The 16,944-nt window shown below is 73.5% G+C and carries 12 protein-coding genes; 4 read left to right on the top strand and 8 right to left on the bottom strand.

Features of this window, described 5'->3' with window-relative positions; genetic code table 11:
• Positions 1-24: 24 nt before the first annotated feature.
• From ACIQ8J_RS09515 to ACIQ8J_RS09525, 3 genes are read right to left on the bottom strand one after another with little or no spacing between them, the layout of a single operon-like run.
• The gene (locus ACIQ8J_RS09515; protein WP_403265695.1) at positions 25-1,221 is read right to left on the bottom strand and encodes a CaiB/BaiF CoA transferase family protein; all 1,197 of its coding nucleotides are present in this window, start codon (positions 1,219-1,221) and stop codon (positions 25-27) included.
• A 51-nt stretch (positions 1,222-1,272) separates the two neighbouring features.
• Complete coding sequence (locus tag ACIQ8J_RS09520; RefSeq protein ID WP_403265698.1) at positions 1,273-2,055, bottom strand: ABC transporter permease; 783 nt, start codon at positions 2,053-2,055, stop codon at positions 1,273-1,275.
• The gene (locus ACIQ8J_RS09525; protein WP_403265701.1) at positions 2,052-3,014 is read right to left on the bottom strand and encodes an ATP-binding cassette domain-containing protein; all 963 of its coding nucleotides are present in this window, start codon (positions 3,012-3,014) and stop codon (positions 2,052-2,054) included. Before ACIQ8J_RS09525 ends, ACIQ8J_RS09520 begins: the two co-directional genes overlap by 4 nt.
• Before the next feature lie 64 nt (positions 3,015-3,078).
• Between ACIQ8J_RS09525 and ACIQ8J_RS09530 the strand changes: the two genes are divergently transcribed.
• On the top strand, positions 3,079-3,801 hold the full coding sequence (locus ACIQ8J_RS09530) for a TetR/AcrR family transcriptional regulator C-terminal domain-containing protein (RefSeq protein ID WP_403265704.1): 723 nt from the start codon (positions 3,079-3,081) through the stop codon (positions 3,799-3,801).
• Between the two features lie 65 nt (positions 3,802-3,866).
• Entirely contained in the window at positions 3,867-4,400 is a 534-nt protein-coding gene (locus ACIQ8J_RS09535) for a GNAT family N-acetyltransferase (RefSeq protein WP_403265706.1), read from the top strand.
• Positions 4,401-4,407: 7 nt separating this feature from the next.
• Here ACIQ8J_RS09535 and ACIQ8J_RS09540 read toward each other — a convergent pair whose 3' ends face one another.
• The 3 genes from ACIQ8J_RS09540 to hmgA are packed head-to-tail and all read right to left on the bottom strand — an operon-like array spanning position 4,408 to position 7,742.
• Entirely contained in the window at positions 4,408-5,607 is a 1,200-nt protein-coding gene (locus ACIQ8J_RS09540) for a type ISP restriction/modification enzyme (RefSeq protein WP_403265709.1), read from the bottom strand.
• Positions 5,608-5,631: 24 nt separating this feature from the next.
• On the bottom strand, positions 5,632-6,384 hold the full coding sequence (locus tag ACIQ8J_RS09545) for a GntR family transcriptional regulator (RefSeq protein WP_403265712.1): 753 nt from the start codon (positions 6,382-6,384) through the stop codon (positions 5,632-5,634).
• A gap of 23 nt (positions 6,385-6,407) precedes the next feature.
• On the bottom strand, positions 6,408-7,742 hold the full coding sequence (hmgA, locus tag ACIQ8J_RS09550; protein ID WP_403265715.1) for a homogentisate 1,2-dioxygenase: 1,335 nt from the start codon (positions 7,740-7,742) through the stop codon (positions 6,408-6,410).
• A 103-nt stretch (positions 7,743-7,845) separates the two neighbouring features.
• Here hmgA and ACIQ8J_RS09555 point away from each other — a divergent pair, with 103 nt between their 5' ends.
• Both ACIQ8J_RS09555 and ACIQ8J_RS09560 read left to right on the top strand, forming a co-directional pair.
• Entirely contained in the window at positions 7,846-8,466 is a 621-nt protein-coding gene (locus tag ACIQ8J_RS09555) for a TetR family transcriptional regulator (protein WP_403265718.1), read from the top strand.
• Between the two features lie 77 nt (positions 8,467-8,543).
• The gene (locus ACIQ8J_RS09560) at positions 8,544-10,769 is read left to right on the top strand and encodes a molybdopterin oxidoreductase family protein (protein WP_403265721.1); all 2,226 of its coding nucleotides are present in this window, start codon (positions 8,544-8,546) and stop codon (positions 10,767-10,769) included.
• A 57-nt stretch (positions 10,770-10,826) separates the two neighbouring features.
• Here ACIQ8J_RS09560 and ACIQ8J_RS09565 read toward each other — a convergent pair whose 3' ends face one another.
• Both ACIQ8J_RS09565 and ACIQ8J_RS09570 read right to left on the bottom strand, forming a co-directional pair.
• Complete coding sequence (locus ACIQ8J_RS09565) at positions 10,827-13,907, bottom strand: ATP-binding protein (protein ID WP_403265724.1); 3,081 nt, start codon at positions 13,905-13,907, stop codon at positions 10,827-10,829.
• Between the two features lie 125 nt (positions 13,908-14,032).
• Positions 14,033-16,909: an FG-GAP-like repeat-containing protein gene (locus ACIQ8J_RS09570; protein WP_403265726.1), complete on the bottom strand. Its 2,877-nt coding sequence runs from the start codon at positions 16,907-16,909 to the stop codon at positions 14,033-14,035.
• Positions 16,910-16,944: the final 35 nt, after the last annotated feature.

Raw genomic sequence — 16,944 nt, forward strand, 5'->3', positions numbered from 1 at the left:
CTCCCCAACGACAACGAACCGCGCTCAGGCGATCACGCCGTCCCGGCGCAGCTCTGCCAACTGCTCGTCCGTCATTCCCAGGGCTCGCAGTGTTGCGCGGGTGTGCTCGCCGAGCGCGGGTACCGCACCCATCCGAGCTTCTTGAGCGCCGCCCAGATTGATGGGCGGCAGCAGGGCCCGCAGCGGCCCCACCGGTGATTCCACCTCGCGCCAGCGGTCGCGTGCCGCCAGCTGCGGATGCCCGGCGACATCGCCGACCGTGTTGAGCCGGGCGCAGGCGATCCCCGCCGACTCCAGACGGCCGACCGCTTCGGCGGCCGTGAGACCGGCCAGTGCCCGCGCCACCAGCTCATCGGTCTCCGCCCGGTTCGCCACCCTCTCCGCATTGCTCGCGTACGCCGGATCGTCCGCCAACTCGGGCCGTTCCAGGACCAGTTCGGCAAGCCGCCGCCATTCCCGGTCGTTCTGCACCGAGAGCAGCACCTGCCCGCCGTCGGCCGTCGGATAGGCGTCGTAGGGCGCAATCACGGCGTGCGCGACGCCGGTGCGCGCCGGTTCGGTGCCTCCGTGCATCACGTGGTGCAGCGGATGCCCGAGCCATTCGGCGAGCGCCTCCAGCATCGAGATCTCCACCGGACCGCCGCGGCCGGTCGTGCCGCGCCGCACCAAGGCCGCCAGGACGCCGGAGAAGGCGTACATGGCGGCCGCGATGTCGGCGGCCGGGATCCCGGCCTTGACGGGCCGCTCCGGCGTCCCGGTGACCGACACCAGACCCGCCTCGCACTGCACCAGCATGTCGTAGGCCCGCTTGTGCGCGTACGGTCCTTCGGCTCCGTACCCGGATATGTCCACCGCGACGAGCCGGGGATGCTCGGCGCACAGGGTCGCCGCGTCCAGGCCGAGCCGGGCCGCCGCCCCGTGCGCCAGGTTCTGCACGAACACGTCCGCCTGGGCGATCAGCCGGTGCAGGGCGTCCAGGCCGCGCGGGTCCTTCAGGTCGAGGGCCACCGACTCCTTGCCCCGGTTGCACCACACGAAGTGCGAGGCGAGGCCGCGGGCCGCGGTGTCGTAACCGCGGGCGAAGTCGCCGCCGTCGGTGCGCTCGACCTTGATGACGCGGGCGCCGAGGTCGGCGAGCTGCCGGGTCGCGAACGGTGCGGAGACGGCCTGTTCGACGGCGACGACGGTGATTCCCGCGAGGGGCAGTGGCTGAGTGCTCATGACAGCCGTACCTATCGCGTACGGACCGCTCTTGTCACCCCGCGCCGCAGCTCAGCGGCCGGAGTTCGCGTAGCGGCGTACGGCCGGCGGCACGAAGACGAGCAGCAGGAAGGCGCACCAGGCGAGCGAGCCCGCGACCGGGTGGGCGACCGGCCAGGCCGCGTCCGCGGCGGGCGAGGAGGTGCCGCAGAGGTCGCGGACGGCGGACGCCACCGCGCTGATCGGGTTCCACTCGGCGATCGCTCGCAGCCAGCCGGGGAGGTTGCCGGTGGGGATGTAGGCGTTCGAGAGCAGCGGCAGGATGAAGGTGGCCGAACCCAGCTGCCCGGCGGCCTCCTCGCTCTGCGTCAGCAGCCCCAGGAACAAGCCCGTCCAGGTGGTCGCGAGGCGGAACAGCATCAGCAGTGCGAAGGCGCCGAGCGCGCCGAGCGGCCCGCTGTCGATCCGCCAGCCCACCGCGAGTCCCACGAGCATCAGCGGAACCATGCCGAGCGCGGTGGTCAGCAGATCGGCCGCGGCCTGGCCGACCGGCACCGCGGCCCGGCTCATCGGCAGCGTGCGCAGCCGGTCCATCACCCCGCGGTGGGAGTCCTGCGCGGCCTGGAACATCCCGGTCATCAGACCGCCCGCGGCCGTCGCCACCAGGAGTCCGGGCACCAGATAGGCCCGGTACTCGCCGCCCGGCATGGCGAGCGCGCTGCCGAAGACGTAGCCGAAGAACAGCAGCATCGTGATCGGCATGGTCTGGGTGAGGATCAGCACGCCGGGCGCGTGCTTGATGCGCTGGAGCTGACGGCCGAACATGGCCGAGCTGTCGTGGACGAGCGAGGTCATGTCACAGCCTCCTTGCGGGAGTTGGCGGCATCGGTGAGGCGCAGGAACACCTCGTCGAGGGTGGGCGGGCGCAGACTTGCGTCCAGGATCGGGACCCCGGCCGCGTCCAGTTCGCGGACGATGCGGGGCAGGGTGAGCGTCGGGTCGGCGGACACCGCGCCCACCGTCCGTCCGGCCGGGTCGAGTTGGGGCTCGGCCCCGGTCAACTGGTCCAGTACGGCGGCCGCTTGGGCCAGTGCGTCCTCGCTCGCGACCACCACCTGGGCGTACGAGCCGATCCCGGCCTTCAGTTCGGCGGGGGTGCCGGTGACGATGGCCCGGCCCCGGTCGATCAGCACGATGTCGTCGGCCAGCTGATCGGCCTCCTCCAGGTACTGGGTGGTGAGCAGCACCGTGGTGCCCTCGGCCGTCAGGGCGCGCACGGCGGACCAGATCTGGTTGCGGCTCTGCGGATCGAGCCCGGTGGTCGGCTCGTCGAGGAAGAGCACGCGGGGGTGGGTGAGCAGACTCGCGGCCAGATCGAGCCGACGCCGCATGCCGCCGGAGTACGTGCCGGCCGCCCGGTCGGCCGCGTCCGTCAGCCGGAACTGCTCCAGCAGCTCGGCGGCGCGGACGCGGACCGCCGCGCCGCGCATCGCGTGCAGCTTGGCGAAGAGCTGGAGGTTCTGCCGCCCGGTGAGTTCGACGTCGACGGAGGTGGACTGGCCGGTCACGCCGATCGCCCGGCGCACCGCGTCCTGCTCGCGCACCACGTCGTGCCCGGCGACCCGCGCGGAGCCGGCGTCCGGCGCGAGCAGCGTCGTCAGCAGCCGTACGGCCGTCGTCTTGCCCGCGCCATTGGGGCCGAGCACCCCGCAGACGGTGCCTTCCGCGACCGCCAGATCGAGGCCGCGCAGCGCGTGGACCGCGCCGAAGCGCTTCTCCAGACCTTCACTAAGTACAGCGTACGTAGTTGTCATGCGGCCCACCGTACCGCACTACGTACGGCGTACGTAACTACGATGGGGGGCGAGGTGATGATCCATGGCAGGGCGACCTGCTGAACCAGAAGTGATCTGGGCGCGCCCCGAGCGCGCCGGACGGGGCCCCAGGCCCGCATTCAGCCGTGCCGACATCGCGGCCGCCGCCGTGCGGATCGCGGACGCCGACGGCATCGACGCGGTCTCCATGCGCCGGGTCGCGGCCGAGCTGGGCTGCGGAACGATGTCGCTGTACAACTACGTCCCGCGCAAGGAGGACCTGTACGAGCTGATGGTCGACGCGGTCAGCGCCGAGTACGAGCTGAGCGCGCCGACGGGGGACTGGCGGGCCGACATGCTCGGTCTCGCGCACCAGACCCGGGCGCTGATGCACCGCCACCCGTGGGTGCCGCGGCTGATGTCCCCGGTGTACGGCTTCAGCCCGAACGCGCTGCGGTACCTGGAGCACTGCATGGACTGCCTCGACCCGCTGGAGGCGAGGTCCGGCACGAAGATGGAGCTGATCGCCTCGGTGAACGGCGTCGTCACCGCGTACGTCGCCAACGAGATCGCCACGGCGGAGCGGACCCGCTCGCTGCCGTGGTCCGAGGAGCAGGAGCAGGGCGTGCGGATCGCCTACCTCTTCAGCCAGGTCTCCACCGGCCGATACCCCCGTCTGGCCGCCGCCTTCGCGGAGGACTCGGGCCCGATCGACCTGGACGCGGTGTTCGACAGGGCGCTGGCCAGGACGCTCGACGGTTTCGAACGCCAGGGGGCGTCCGGCTGATCATGGCCGGACACCCGCTGGTCGCCGATTTCCGGCTCGGACCCCGATCCGTGCAGGATGGCCCCATGACCGAGATCCGCACCCCCCGCCTCGTCCTGCGCCGATGGACCGACGACGACCTCGTCCCCATGGCGGAGATCAACGCCGACCCGGAAGTCATGCGCTGGATCGGCGACGGCTCGGTCCGCGATCTGGAGCAGACCGCCGAGGACATCGAGAGCTGGGAGGAGGAGTGGGACGAGGAGGGCTTCGGGCTGTTCGCCGTCGAACTGCTCGCCTCCGGTGAGCTGATCGGCTTCGCCGGTCTCTCGGTGCCCGAGTTCCAGCCGGAGGGCGTGCCCGACGTGCAGATCAGCTGGCGCCTGGGCCGGCCGTTCTGGGGTCAGGGGTACGCCTCCGAAGCCGCCCACGCCACCTTGGAGTTCGCCCTTCAGGACCGCGGGCTCGACGGGGTCATCAGCATCACGCACCTGAGCAACACCGCGTCCGAGAACGTCTCGCGCAAGCTCGGCATGGACCTCGCGAGCGAGACGACGCACCCGGTGTACAGGACCCCGCAGCACATCCACACCATCGACCTCACGGAATACACCGCCTGACGCGTCCTCAGATGAGGGCGAACTGCCCGCCCGGACCCTCCTCGTGGTGGTCGAACACGGAGGCCGGGCGGCGCGCGGCATCCGGAACCGGCAGCACCCCGGCCGCGGCCAGGTGCTTGCGGGTGAGGGCCGGTCCGTTCGCCAACTGGGCCTGTTCCGGGCGCAGTTCGGCCAGCAGAGCGAGCACCGTGATCAGTTCGAGCAGGTCGGAGGTCCACTCCTGCGGCCAGCTCGCCGGCCCGACGGCGGCCGGCGTGCCCGGCTCGGCGGGCTCCGTGCGGCGCTGGAACCACAGCTCAAGCATTCGCACCCCGCCCACCTTGAACTCCCAGGCCTGCCGCGGCACCGGTGAGATCCGGCCGCCGTCGCCCACGCGCAGGGTCTCCTCCTCGGCGTCGTAGCGCAGCTCCCGCGGGCGGGCCGGGAGCGCGGCCCGCACATAGGGGCGCCGGCCGCCGGGCAGTCGGGGCTTCTCGCCGCCGCGCGCCCCGCGCACCATCACCGCGCACAACCTGCGCCCCAACTCGACGCCTCTGGACCAGAGTTGAGGGTCGGCGGTCAGCGGCACGGAGCAGCCCGCGGCGCCCGGCCGGGCGGCCGCCGCGATCCACGCGAGCACATCGGCGGCCGCGACACCGCTCCCGTACGTCTCGCGGAGGAAGGCGAGCAGGCCCGGGGCGAGGTTCGGTTCGAGGCCGCCGGGGCGACGGTGCAGCGGGCGGATGAGGCCCGGACGCCCGGCGGGGGAGCGGCCGTCGGGCAGCACCGCCGAGACGGTCACCGCGGGACCGGATTCCTTCGGCACATACCCCAGCTCGACCACGAAGAGCTGCCGCTCGTCCGCGACCCGCCACAGCTCGGGCCGGGCGGCGTCGATCAGCCGCTGGTCCGGTATCAGCCACTGCTCGTCGAAGGGGCCGTGCTGGATGCGGACCGGCGCCGGACAGGGGCCCCGCTCCAGCGCGAACGGGCCGGTGCCGGTGGCCCGGCCGGGCAGGGCGGCGACGGCGGAGCGGAGCGTACGGGCCCGGCTCGGGCCGAACAACCGCTCCCGCTCGGCCCCTTCGGACCGTACGAGCAGATCCCAGCGCGAGCGCAGCGTCCGCTCGTCGGGTGCCACCACCCAGTCGCGGCCCAGCCGCAGCGGAGCCACCGACCAGGGCATCAGGTCCGCCAGGAGAGGCGCGTCATCGCTCACAGCCAGCATGCTAGTGAGCCGGATGCCCCCGTATCAGTTGGCCTCGACCGTCACCGAGAACGCGAAGCGGTCACCGCGGTAGTGGATCCGGGCGACATCGACCACTTGGCCCGAGCTGTCGTAGGTGACGCCCGTGTAGTGCAGGATCGGGGAGAGCAGCGGCACTTGGAGCAGTTCGGCGGTGGTCGGATCGGCCAGGCGGGCCTCCACGGTGTCCGTGATGCGGCTGATGTCCACCCCGACCGCGTCCCGCAGCACCTTCGTCATCGGCCAGCGCTCCAGATCGGCGAGGTCGATGCGGGCGGCCACCTCCGGACGCACCGCGTTGTGCGCCCAGTTGGTGGGCTCGCCGCTCTCGCCGTCGCACCGCAGCCGCCGGTACGTCACGACCTCCTCGCGTCCGGGGAAGTACTCGGTGAGATCGCCGGGCACCGGCTCCGGGCCGTGGCCCAGGATCGTGGTCCGCTCGCCCGACTGCTGGGCCACGATCGCGTCGATCGAGCCGAGCAGCCGGACCGGGGAGGCCCGCCGGGCGGCAGGCTCGATGAACGTGCCGCGCCGCCGGTGCCTGCTGATCAGGCCCTCCTCCTCCAGTTCCTTGAGCGCCTGGCGCATGGTGAGCACGCTCACCCCGTAGTGCTCGGCGAGCCGCTCCTCGGTGGGCAGCCGCAGCGAGGCGTCGGGGGAGCGGCCCAGTATCGAGGCGCGCAGCGACTGGGACACCTGGTACCAGAGCGGCAGCTTCCGGTTCAGGACCAGGGAGTCGGGTGCGAAGGAGGAGGTCACAGGGGATCCGTATCAGGTGGTGCTCAGGAGCGGAAGTGGCGCTGAAGACCCTGCCACACCTCGTCGTAGCCCTGCTGGAGGTGTCCGGCCGTCGCCGCCTGCCCGGTGGCGGTGACCGGCCAGCGCGTCTCGAACATGAAGGCGAGCCCGTCGTCGATCTTCTGCGGCTTCAGCTCGGCGGTGCTCGCCCGGTCGAAGGTCTCCCGGTCCGGGCCGTGCGCCGACATCATGTTGTGCAGCGAGCCGCCGCCCGGCACGAAGCCTTCGGCCTTCGCGTCGTAGGCGCCCTCGATGAGGCCCATGTACTCGCTCATCACGTTGCGGTGGAAGTACGGCGGCCGGAACGTGTCCTCGCCGACCAGCCAGCGCGGCGCGAACACCACGAAGTCGACTCCGGCCAGGCCCGGGGTGTCGGACGGCGCGGTGAGCACCGTGAAGATCGACGGGTCGGGGTGGTCGTAGCTGATGGTTCCGATGACGTTGAAGGTGTGCAGGTCGTAGACGTACGGCGTGTGGTTGCCGTGCCAGGCGACCACGTCCAGCGGGGAGTGGTCGTATGTCGCGGTCCAGAGGTTGCCGCAGAACTTGTTGACGACCTCGACCGGTCCCGCTGTGTCCTCGGGGTCTTCGTACGCCGCGAGCGGCGCCCGGAAGTCCCGTGCGTTGGCGAGGCCGTTGGCGCCGATCGGGCCGAGGTCGGGGAGCTGGAAGGGCCGGCCATAGTTCTCGCACACATAGCCCCGCGCGCTCTCGTCCAGGAGCTCGACCCGGAAGCGGACGCCGCGCGGGATCAGGGCGACCTCGCCGGGGCGGGCGGCGAGCAGTCCGAGCTCGGTGCGCAGGAGCAGACCGCCGCGCTCGGGGACGATCAGGAGCTCCCCGTCGGCGTCGCTGAACACCCTTGATTCCATGGAGGAGTTGGCGTGGTAGAGGTGTACGGCCATGCCGGTGCGCTGGGTGGCGTCACCGTTGCCGCCGAGGGTCCACAGGCCCGCCAGCCAGTCGGTGCCCGCCGGGGGCTCGGGCAGCGGGTTCCAGCGCAGCCGGTTCGGGTCGGGGGTGGTCTCGGTGAAGGGGGCCGAGCGGAGGTGGCCGTTGTCGGTACGGGTGAACGGCGGGTGCGCGGCCGAGGGCCTGATCCGGTAGAGCCAGGAGCGGCGGTTGTGGGCGCGCGGCTCGGTGAAGGCGCTGCCGCTGAGCTGCTCCGCGTACAGGCCGAGCGGGGCGCGCTGGGGGGTGTTGCGCCCGTGCGGCAGGGCGCCGGGGACGGCCTCCGAGCTGTGCTCGTTGCCGAAGCCGCAGGAGTAGGCAAGGCCCTCCGCGGTCTTCCTCGCCTGTTCGCCGGTTGTCGTCGTCATCGTCCGCTCTCCTGCTTGCAGTGCTGGAATCCTATGCTCAACCGTAGGATTACGATGCGGACGCGTCAACGGGAAATCCGGACCGGCCGGGCATGATGGGCCCGTGCCTCCTGCTCCTGATGTCCACGCGAACCTCCGTCGCGCGCCCGTGCAGCAGCGCAGCGCCGAGCGGCTGTCCCGGATACTCGACGCCTGCGCCGAACTCCTCGACGAGACCGGCTACGAAGAACTGTCCACGCGGGCCGTGGCCCAGCGCGCCGGCGTGCCCATCGGGTCCGTCTACCGCTTCTTCGGCAACAAGCGGGCCATGGCCGAGGCGCTCGCCGCCCGCAACCTCGACCGCTACGCCGGCATGATCAACGCCCGCCTGGCAGCGATCGACGCGGCCGACTGGCGGGGTGCCGTCGACGCGGTCCTGGACGAGTACCTGGTCCTGAAACAGACGGTGCCCGGATTCAATCTGGTCGACTTCGGCGGCCCGCAGCCGGTGCCCGACCCGGCGTCGGACGCCAACCACATCCTCGCCGACCGCCTCGCCGAACTCCTCCCGGCCCAGTTCGGCCGCACCCTGGACGCGGAGCTGCGCCGGGTCATCCTGGTCGCGGTGGAGGCGGCCGACGCCACCCTGCGCCTCGCCTTCCGCACGGACCCGCAGGGCGACCCCCACATCGTCGCGGAGACGCGGGAGCTGCTGCACGCCTACCTCGCCCGCACCCTGGACTGATCCGGCCGGGACCTCCCCCACGTGCCTACCGGTCGGTATGCTCGAAGGGCCCGCGCGCCGCCGCCCTGGGAGGACGAATGTCCCGCACCGCCCTGCGTATCTGCCCGCTCTGCGAAGCCACCTGCGGACTGAGCCTCACCCTGGAGGGCGGCCGGATCACCGGCGCCCGGGGAGACGCGGACGACGTGTTCAGCCAGGGGTTCATCTGCCCCAAGGGCGCCTCCTTCGGGGAGGTCGACAGCGACCCCGACCGGCTCACCGCGCCGCTCGTGCGCCGCGACGGCGTACTGGAGGAGGCCAGTTGGGCCGAGGCCTTCGACCTGATCGCGGCCCGGCTGCGGGCCATATCCGAGCGGTACGGGCCCAACGCGGTGGGCGTGGTGCTCGGCAATCCCAACGTCCACACCATGGCCGGAGCCCTCTACCCGACCGCCCTGCTCCGCGCCCTCGGCACCCGCAACCTCTTCACCGCGAGCACCCTCGACCAGATGCCCAAGCACGTCTCCAGCGGACTGCTCTACGGCGACCCGATGGCCATCCCGGTGCCCGATCTGGACCGCACCGACCATCTGCTGCTGCTCGGCGCCAACCCCCTCGAATCCAACGGCAGCCTGTGCACCGCCCCCGACTTCCCGGGCCGGCTCAAAGCCCTGCGCAGGCGCGGCGGCACGCTCACCGTGGTCGACCCGCGCCGCACCCGCACCGCGAAGCTGGCCGACCGGCACGTCGCCGTCCGGCCCGGCACCGACGCCCTGCTGCTCGCCTCGATCGCCCAGGTGCTCTTCGAGGAGAAGCTCACCGCACCGGGCGGCCTCGACGGCCGGCTCGAAGGGCTCGGTGAACTGGCCGACGCCGTCGGCGAGTTCACGCCCGAGGCCGTCGCCGCCGCCTGCGACGTGGCGCCGGACGACATCCGCGTCATCGCCCGCGAACTCGCCGCCGCACCCACCGCCGCCGTATACGGCCGGATCGGCAGCTGCACCGTCGAGCACGGCACCCTGGCCAGCTGGCTGGTCGACGTACTCAACATCCTCACCGGCAACCTCGACCGGCCCGGAGGCGTGCTCTTCCCGCTCTCCGCCACCGACCGCGCACCCCGCCCGGCCGGACCCGGCAAGGGCTTCGCGCTCGGGCGCTGGCACAGCCGGGTCGGCGGACACCCCGAGGCGAAGTCCGAACTGCCCGTCGCGGCGCTCGCCGAGGAGATCGAGACGCCGGGCGAGGGACAGATCCGCGCGGTCATCGCCTGCGCCGCCAATCCGGTGCTCTCCGCGCCGGACGGGGACCGGCTCGACCGGGCGCTCGCCGGGCTCGACTTCATGGTCAGCATCGACCCGTACCTGAACGAGACCTCGCTGCACGCCGATGTCGTGCTGCCCCCGCCGCCGCCCTCGCAGAGCGCGCACTTCGACTTCACCTTCAACTCCTTCGCCGTCCGCAACCAGGTCCGCTACACCCGGCCCGCGCTGCCGCTCGCCGAGGGGCGCATGGACGAGTGCGAGATCCACGCCCGGCTCGTGCTCGCCGTGAGCGGCATGCACGGCGCCGACCCCGGCGCGGTGGACGCGATGATCGTGGACCGCACGCTGGCCGCCGCGATAGCCGACCCGCACTCGCCCGTGCACGGCCAGGACGCCGGGGCGCTCGCCGCCCGGCTCACCGGCGCGGGCGGCCCCGAGCGCCGCCTCGACCTCATGCTCAGGCTCGGTCCGTACGGGGACGGCTTCGGCGCCGACCCGGACGGGCTCACCCTGGAGCGGGTGCTCGCCCACCCCCACGGCATCGACCTCGGACCGCTCGAACCCCGCCTCCCGCAGGTCCTCAGGACCCGCAGCGGACGGATCGAACTGCTCCCCGCGCCCATCGCCGCCGACCTGCCCCGGCTGCGCGCCGCCCTCGAAGAGCGGCCCGACTCGCTCGTGCTCGTCGGCCGGCGCCATCTGCGCTCCAACAACAGCTGGCTGCACAACATCCCCGCCCTGAACGGCGGTTCCAACCGCTGCACCCTCCAGATCCACCCCGAGGACGCGGCCCGGCTCGGCCTCGCCGACGGAGCCGAGGTGCGGATCACGGCGGACGGGGGAGCGGTCGCGGCACCCGTGGAGATCACCGACAGCGTGCGCAGGGGCGTGGTCAGCCTGCCGCACGGCTGGGGACACAGCCGGCCCGGCAGCCGCCTGGCGGTGGCCGCCGACCGCCCCGGCGTCAACGTCAACCAGCTGCTCGACGGCTCCCGGCTCGACCCGCTGTCGGGGACCTCGGTGCTCAACGGCTTCCCGGTCGAACTCGTACCCCTCTCGTGACCCGGAGTTCTGCGCTCACTGCTCAGGCGGCGACATCCGCCGGGATCCCGTTCGGCGTCATCTGACCGGACCCGTGCGATCGGCCAACTCGGCCAGCGCGGTGCGCACTTCGTGCTGCGCCTGGCGGTCGTGGTGGGCGGCGGCGACCCGCCCCGCCCGTTCGAGGAGATCCGCGGCCGCGGCGGGCGCCCCGCCGCGCATCCGCACCCGTGCCAGCGCGGCCAGCGCATACGGCAGCGACCAGGCGCCGTCCGGCACGGCGCCCCGCACCGACGCCTCGGCGTGCCGCTCGGCCGCCTCGAACTCGTCGAGGAGCAGATGGAGTTCGGCGAGATTGGCCTGCTCGAAGGAGGTGGCCGTCGGATCGCCCGAGCGCTCGGCCAGCTCCAGCGCGCGGTCGCCGATGGCGACGGCATCGCGCAGCCGCCCCTCGCGCCGCGCGTTCTCGCGCAGGATCGACAGGACGCCGGCGAGCAGGGTCGGATCGCCGTACGCCTCGGCGGGAGCCAGTGCCCGGTCCGCGGCCGCGCGGGCCTGATCGGGACGGCCGCCGAGGCCGAGGCAGGTGGCCTGCATGGCGAGCGAACGGGCCACAAGTCCCGTTCCACAAAGCCCAGTTGCCCGCTCGGCCGCCGCCTGGGCCCGGCGGGCCGTCGCATGGCCGTCGTCGTAACGGCCGAGCACGAAGTGCACCACGGCTTGGGCGATGTGGTGCTGGGCGGCCGGTTCGGGCGCCGTGCCGGGCCCCGGCGGATGCGCCCGCAGCAGCTCGGCCCCGCGCTCCGGCGTGCCCGTCTTGGCCAGCACGTCCGCGAGCAGCGCCGCGGCGAGCACTTCGTGGTCCGCCTCGCCCCGCCGCCCGAACTCGGCGAGGGCGGCCCGGAGCGTCTCGGCCGCCGCCTCGAAGTGGCCCATTCTGCGCAGCACCTGGCTGTGTGCGAGCCGGACGCGCGCCGGATCGGTCTCATCGCCCGCGATGCCGTCGTCCGGCGTGCCGAGGCGGGCGATGAGCTCGCGGAAGTAGCGGTCGGCGGTGTCGTTGGCGTACAGCGCGGCCGCCCGCTCGGCCGCCTCGCGCAGATGGGCGGCCGCCCGGGGGTCGTCGGCCCGTGCCAGATGCGAGGCGAGCGCGTCCACCGCGTCGGGCCGGTTGCGCAGCACCGCGTCGGCGCAGGCGGAGTGCAGCTGCCGGCGGCGCACGGCGGAGAGCTGCTCGTAGCAGGTGAGCCGGACCAGGGGGTGCCGGAAGGCCAGACCGGCCACCGGGCGGCCCGCGATGACCACCCGGCGCTCGGCGATCAGCGAGGCCGCCACCGCCGTGTCCAGCGCCTCGGCGGACTGGGCCGCGCCGAGCGGCGGGAACAGACCGTGCGCCGCGACGTCGAGCACCTCGGCGAGCGGGGCCTCGCCGCCCGCGACCGCCACCACCTCGACCATCCGGCGGGCGGCCCCGCCGATCCGGGCCAGCCGCCCGCCCACCAGCTGCCGCACCCCCTCCGGCGCGCCGAGCCGGTCGGGCGGGGTGCCGTCGCCGAGGACCTGGGCCAGCTCGACGGCGAACAGCGGGTTGCCGAGGGAGAGTTCCCACACCCGGCCGAGTCCGCCGTCGGCCGCGCCCGTGGTCAGGCGGAGCGCATCGGCCGCCACCGCCAGACAGGCCTCGCGGTCGAGCCGGCTCAACTGCACGGTGCGGGCGAGCCCCTGGCGTACCAGGGTGTCGATGCCCGTGCGGCGCGGATCGGCCGCGGACAGTTCCTCCTCGCGGTACGTCACCGCGAACCGCAGGCCCGCACCGCTCGCCGCGGTGCGCCGGGCGAGATGGCTCAGGAGCTGGAAGGATCCGGTGTCGGCGGCATGCAGATCGTCGAGCACCACCAGCACCGGGCGCTCGGCGGCCAGCTCGGCGAGCAGGCCCGCCGTCGCGCGGAACAGCCGGTCGCGCTCGTCCTCGGGGCTGCGGTCGAAGACGCCGCGCACCCGGCCCAACGAGGGGAGCAGCGCGGCGAGTTCGGGGTACTCGGCGCCGGTGCGGGCGCGTTCGGCGGGCGGCCGGTCGGCCAGCCAGCCGTCCAGCGCGTCCGCGAAGGCGCCGTACGGCGTGTGCCCCTCGGCGTCGTGGCCCGCGCCCCACAGCACGGCCGCGCCGGCCGCCGCGGACCGGCGGGCCGCCTCGCCGACGAGCCGGGTCTTGCCCAGACCCGCCTCACCGACGACCAGCCGGACCGGCGGCCCCGCCGGGCGCAGCAGGGCGGCGAGCACCGAGTCCCGGCCGCGCATCGGAGTGGGCGGCGCGGTGCGGATCGCGGGCGGGAGCACGGGGGCCGCGGTGCGGGCCGCCGGGGCCGAGTCGTCCAGGGCCGCCTGGTGCAGGCGCTCGGTCTCCGGGCCCGGCCGCACCCCCAGTTCCGCGTCGAGGGCCGCGCGGCACAGGTGGTACTGGTGCGCCGCCCGCCGCCGCAGCCCCTGCCGCAGATACGCCTCCATCAGGAGCCGGTGGGCCGGTTCCTCGGCGGGCGCGGTGACCAGCGCGTGTTCCGCGGCGACCGCGGCGCTCGCGGGATCGCCCTCGGCCAGATGGGCCTCGGCCAGGGCGAGCAGCACCCGCCCGCGCAGCAGCGAGAGCCGTGCACGGCGGCCCTCGGCCCAGTCGGCGTAGCGGTCCTCGGGCAGCAGCTCACCGCTGAACACGTCGAGCGCGGCTGCGAGTTGGGAACTGCCGCCGCCGCCGAGCGCGGTCTCGGCCAGGCTCTCGGCGTGGTCCGCGTCGATCCACACCGTCCGAGGGTCGAGCCGCAGCAGCGCGCCCTCGCCGATGAGATAGGAGGAGGCGGCGCGCGGCGCGAGCTCCGGCTCCAGGGCGCGCCGGGCGGCGTGCAGGGCGACCCGCAGACTCCCGGTGGCGCTGTGCTGGTCGGCCTCGGGCCAGCAGACGGCCATCGCCTGTTCGCGGTGCAGGCGGTGGCCCGGGGTGACCGCGAGCAGTTTGACCAGGGCGCGGGCGCTGGGTCTCGGCCAGCGCTCGGGGAGCGGCGGACCGCCGTCGCGCTCCACCCGGAACCCGCCGAAAAGGTGCAGCCGCAGCAGGGGAGGGGCGGTTGGGGCGTCCCCGGCGGCTGCATGCGGAGCTACGGCGTCCATGTGCCCGCACTCTAACCACTGGTCATGGGCATGCCGCCAGCCCCCGTGTGCCGATGCGCACGGAGGCCGGTGGGATCAGCGGGAGGCGGAGCCCTCGGGCACCGGCCCTCGGGCCGCTCCCCGGGTCACGGCTTCGGGAAGGACACCACCCCGATTCCGTGGACCGGCTGCGAGGTGTCGCGGTTGCGGCCGCCGGACAGCTCCAGGGTCTGGTCGTAGCCCCGCTCGTCCCGGTTGAGCAGGATCATCTCGTCGACCCCGTCGCCGTTCAGGTCGGCGACCAGGTTCGCGCCGTCCTCGTACGCGGACGCCTTGGCAAGCTGCGGCGGGTAGTTGGGTCCGCCGGACGTCAGGATCGAGGGGTCCCACAGGTAGACGCCGTTCTGCACGGTGCCGAGCAGCAGCCGCCTGCCGCCCGGACCGCTGACGAACGCCCCCGAGGTGACCGTCGGCAGCGTGTTCACCTCGTGCAGCGAGCCGCCCGGACCGTACGTGGAGTACACGACGGTACGCACCTCGGTCAGGCCCTCCGGTCCCGTCAGCCAGCTGCCGTGCACCCAGGGCCCGCCGTACTGCTGCGAGCGGACCGCCCGGCCGGTCCGGGCGTCGCGGATGTCCACCCGCTGCTCCAGGAACCGCCCGTTGCGCACGACCGAGGCGAAGGCCACCGCATGCCCGTCCGCGTACGGGATCCCCGGCGAGGCGAACACGCCGTCCACCAGCTGGGCCGCCACCGCCTTGGCCCCGTCGTCGCCCGTGGGCACCGCCGTCCAGCGGGCCCTGCCGGTGCGGGCGTCGAGCGCCACCTCGCCGACATCGGCCGCGTCCACGGCCGAGCCCACCGGTATGCGCGTGTTGTACGAGGCGTACACCGTGCCACCGGAGACCGACACGTCCGAGAACACGGTGCCCGCCGGGCCCGCGTACTCCCACAGCTGCGAACCGTCGCCCCGGTAGGCCCGTACCTTGTCGGTCGGCACGATCACCTCGGCGCCGCGCCGCCCGTCGAGCGGCGCCGTGGCCACCGACCACACGAACTGCCCGTGCCCGTCGAGGTGTTGCTCGATGCGGCCGGTACGCGCGTTCACGATCACGGCCTCGGACTCGGCGGCGACCACCAGCTCGGGCCTTCCGTCTCCGTGGGTGTCGGCGGCCGTGACGCGGTGCACCGCGCCCGGCATGACCGACTTCCAGATCACCTTGGCCCGGCCCGCCAGATACGCCTTGCCGTCGTAGGCCCACAGCCCGTGCGACTCACCGCCGGCGATCACGTCCTTCACGCCGTCGCCGTTGATGTCGACGGCAGCCGCCCAGGACAGACCGCCCGGCAGCGGGTTCAGCGCGACCTGGCGGCCGTTGTCGGCCCGGTAGGTGCGGACGTTCTGGTCGCCGTCGACGGTACGGATCAGGCTCTGGCCGCCCTGGCGGAAGGGCTCGGCGTACAGATCGGATGCGACCGGTCCGCGCTGCGCCCAGCGCACCGTGCCCCTGCGCCCGTCGTACGCGGTGAGCGCGGCCGAGCGCAGCCCGCCGTAGCCCGCCGCGCCCTTCAGTTCCCCGGTGAACGAGGAGACGTACAGCCGTCCGTCGGCGATCTTCAGCCCGAAGTCGACGGGGCCGTTCGCCCGCTCCTGGCCCGGGGGCCGCTTGGTGGTGTGCGACCACAGCTCGGTCGCGCCGTCGCCGCCGTCGAGCACCCGCACGGTGCTCGCGTCGACGAAGAGCGAGCTGTCGAGGGTGGCCTCGGCCACCGCGTACTGCGGTGTGCGGCCGCCCGCCAGGTCGCCGACCCGGATGCCGAGCGCCACCGCGTTCACGCGCCGGTCGAGCCCGGTGCGGGTGCCGGTCCTGGTGTCGTACGCGGCCAGTTCGTAGGTCAGGCCGTCCGTGTAGTCGGTCTGCTCCAGGGCGAGCAGCCGCCCGCGCGCGGCGTCGTAGCGCAACTGCCGTGAGTACAGGGCGCCTTCGGCCGTCCATCTCGCCTTGCCGTCGGCCGTGTCGATGAGCAGGGTGTGGCCCGCCGCCGGTGCGGTCTTCGTCTTGCGCCGGTCCCAGGAGACGGCGAGCAGCCCGCCGCCGGTGTCCTCGACGGCGGCCCAACGGGCGTTGTGCTCCCCGGTGTTGTACGTCCAGGGCTTGTCCGAGGTGAGCTTCCCCGCGGCATACTTGAAGCGGAATCCGTACAGCGTGCCCAGGGCGTCCTTGGGGGCGCCCTGGTTGGCGGACGGCTGGTCGGCGACGACCAGCGTCGTGCCGACCAGCTTCACCAGCTGCGCGTGGGCGAAGAGCCGGCTCCACAGCGTCCGGCCCGTCCTGCCGTCGAGCACGGTCACGAAGGTGCCGGTGCGCAGCTTGCTGCCGGGGACGGTGAACGGGCGGTACGGGTTGACGCCGACCTCGGCGCTGAACACCACGTCCGCGACGCCGTCGCCGGTCAGGTCGCCGACGCTGTAGCCGCTCTCGCTGTTGTCCGCGAACGGCCCGATCGCGTTGAAGCCCATCGGGATCCGTGCCGGGTACGGGTCGGGCTGCCAGGGCTGGACGTTCTTGACCTGCCAGTCCTGGTACAGCGAGTAGTTGTGGCGCTCCCACACGGTGGTGCCGGTGCGGTCGATGCGCGCGATGTCTCCGAGGCTGTGCACCGTCAGGTAGTCGCCCCGGGTACCGGGCAGCTGGGTGGTGTCGGCGACGCCGCGGACGGTCTCGGTGACGTTCTTGGAGGTGAGCGGAAGCGGACCGGCCGCCGCGGCGCCGGGTGCCTGGGGTGCCGCGGGGCCCGGCCCGGCCTTGGTCCCGGGCGCGGCGGGCGGCGGGGTGCCCGCCTCGTCGTACACATCGGGCGTGAGGCGCTTGGCGAGCTGTCCGGCCTGGGCGTCGGTGAGGGTGCGCACACCGTTGCCGCGGCCGTCGGCGAGGGCGGCGGTCCCGGGCAGCGCGGTCAGCGCGAGCCCGGCCGCGGCGAGCGCCGCTGCGAGGCGCAGGCCCCGCTGGGGAGTTCTCATGGTCAGGCCTTTCCGGAGAAGCGGATCGCGGGCTT

The sequence above is a fragment of the Streptomyces sp. NPDC094147 genome (assembly GCF_044764265.1).
GTDB lineage: Bacteria > Actinomycetota > Actinomycetes > Streptomycetales > Streptomycetaceae > Streptomyces.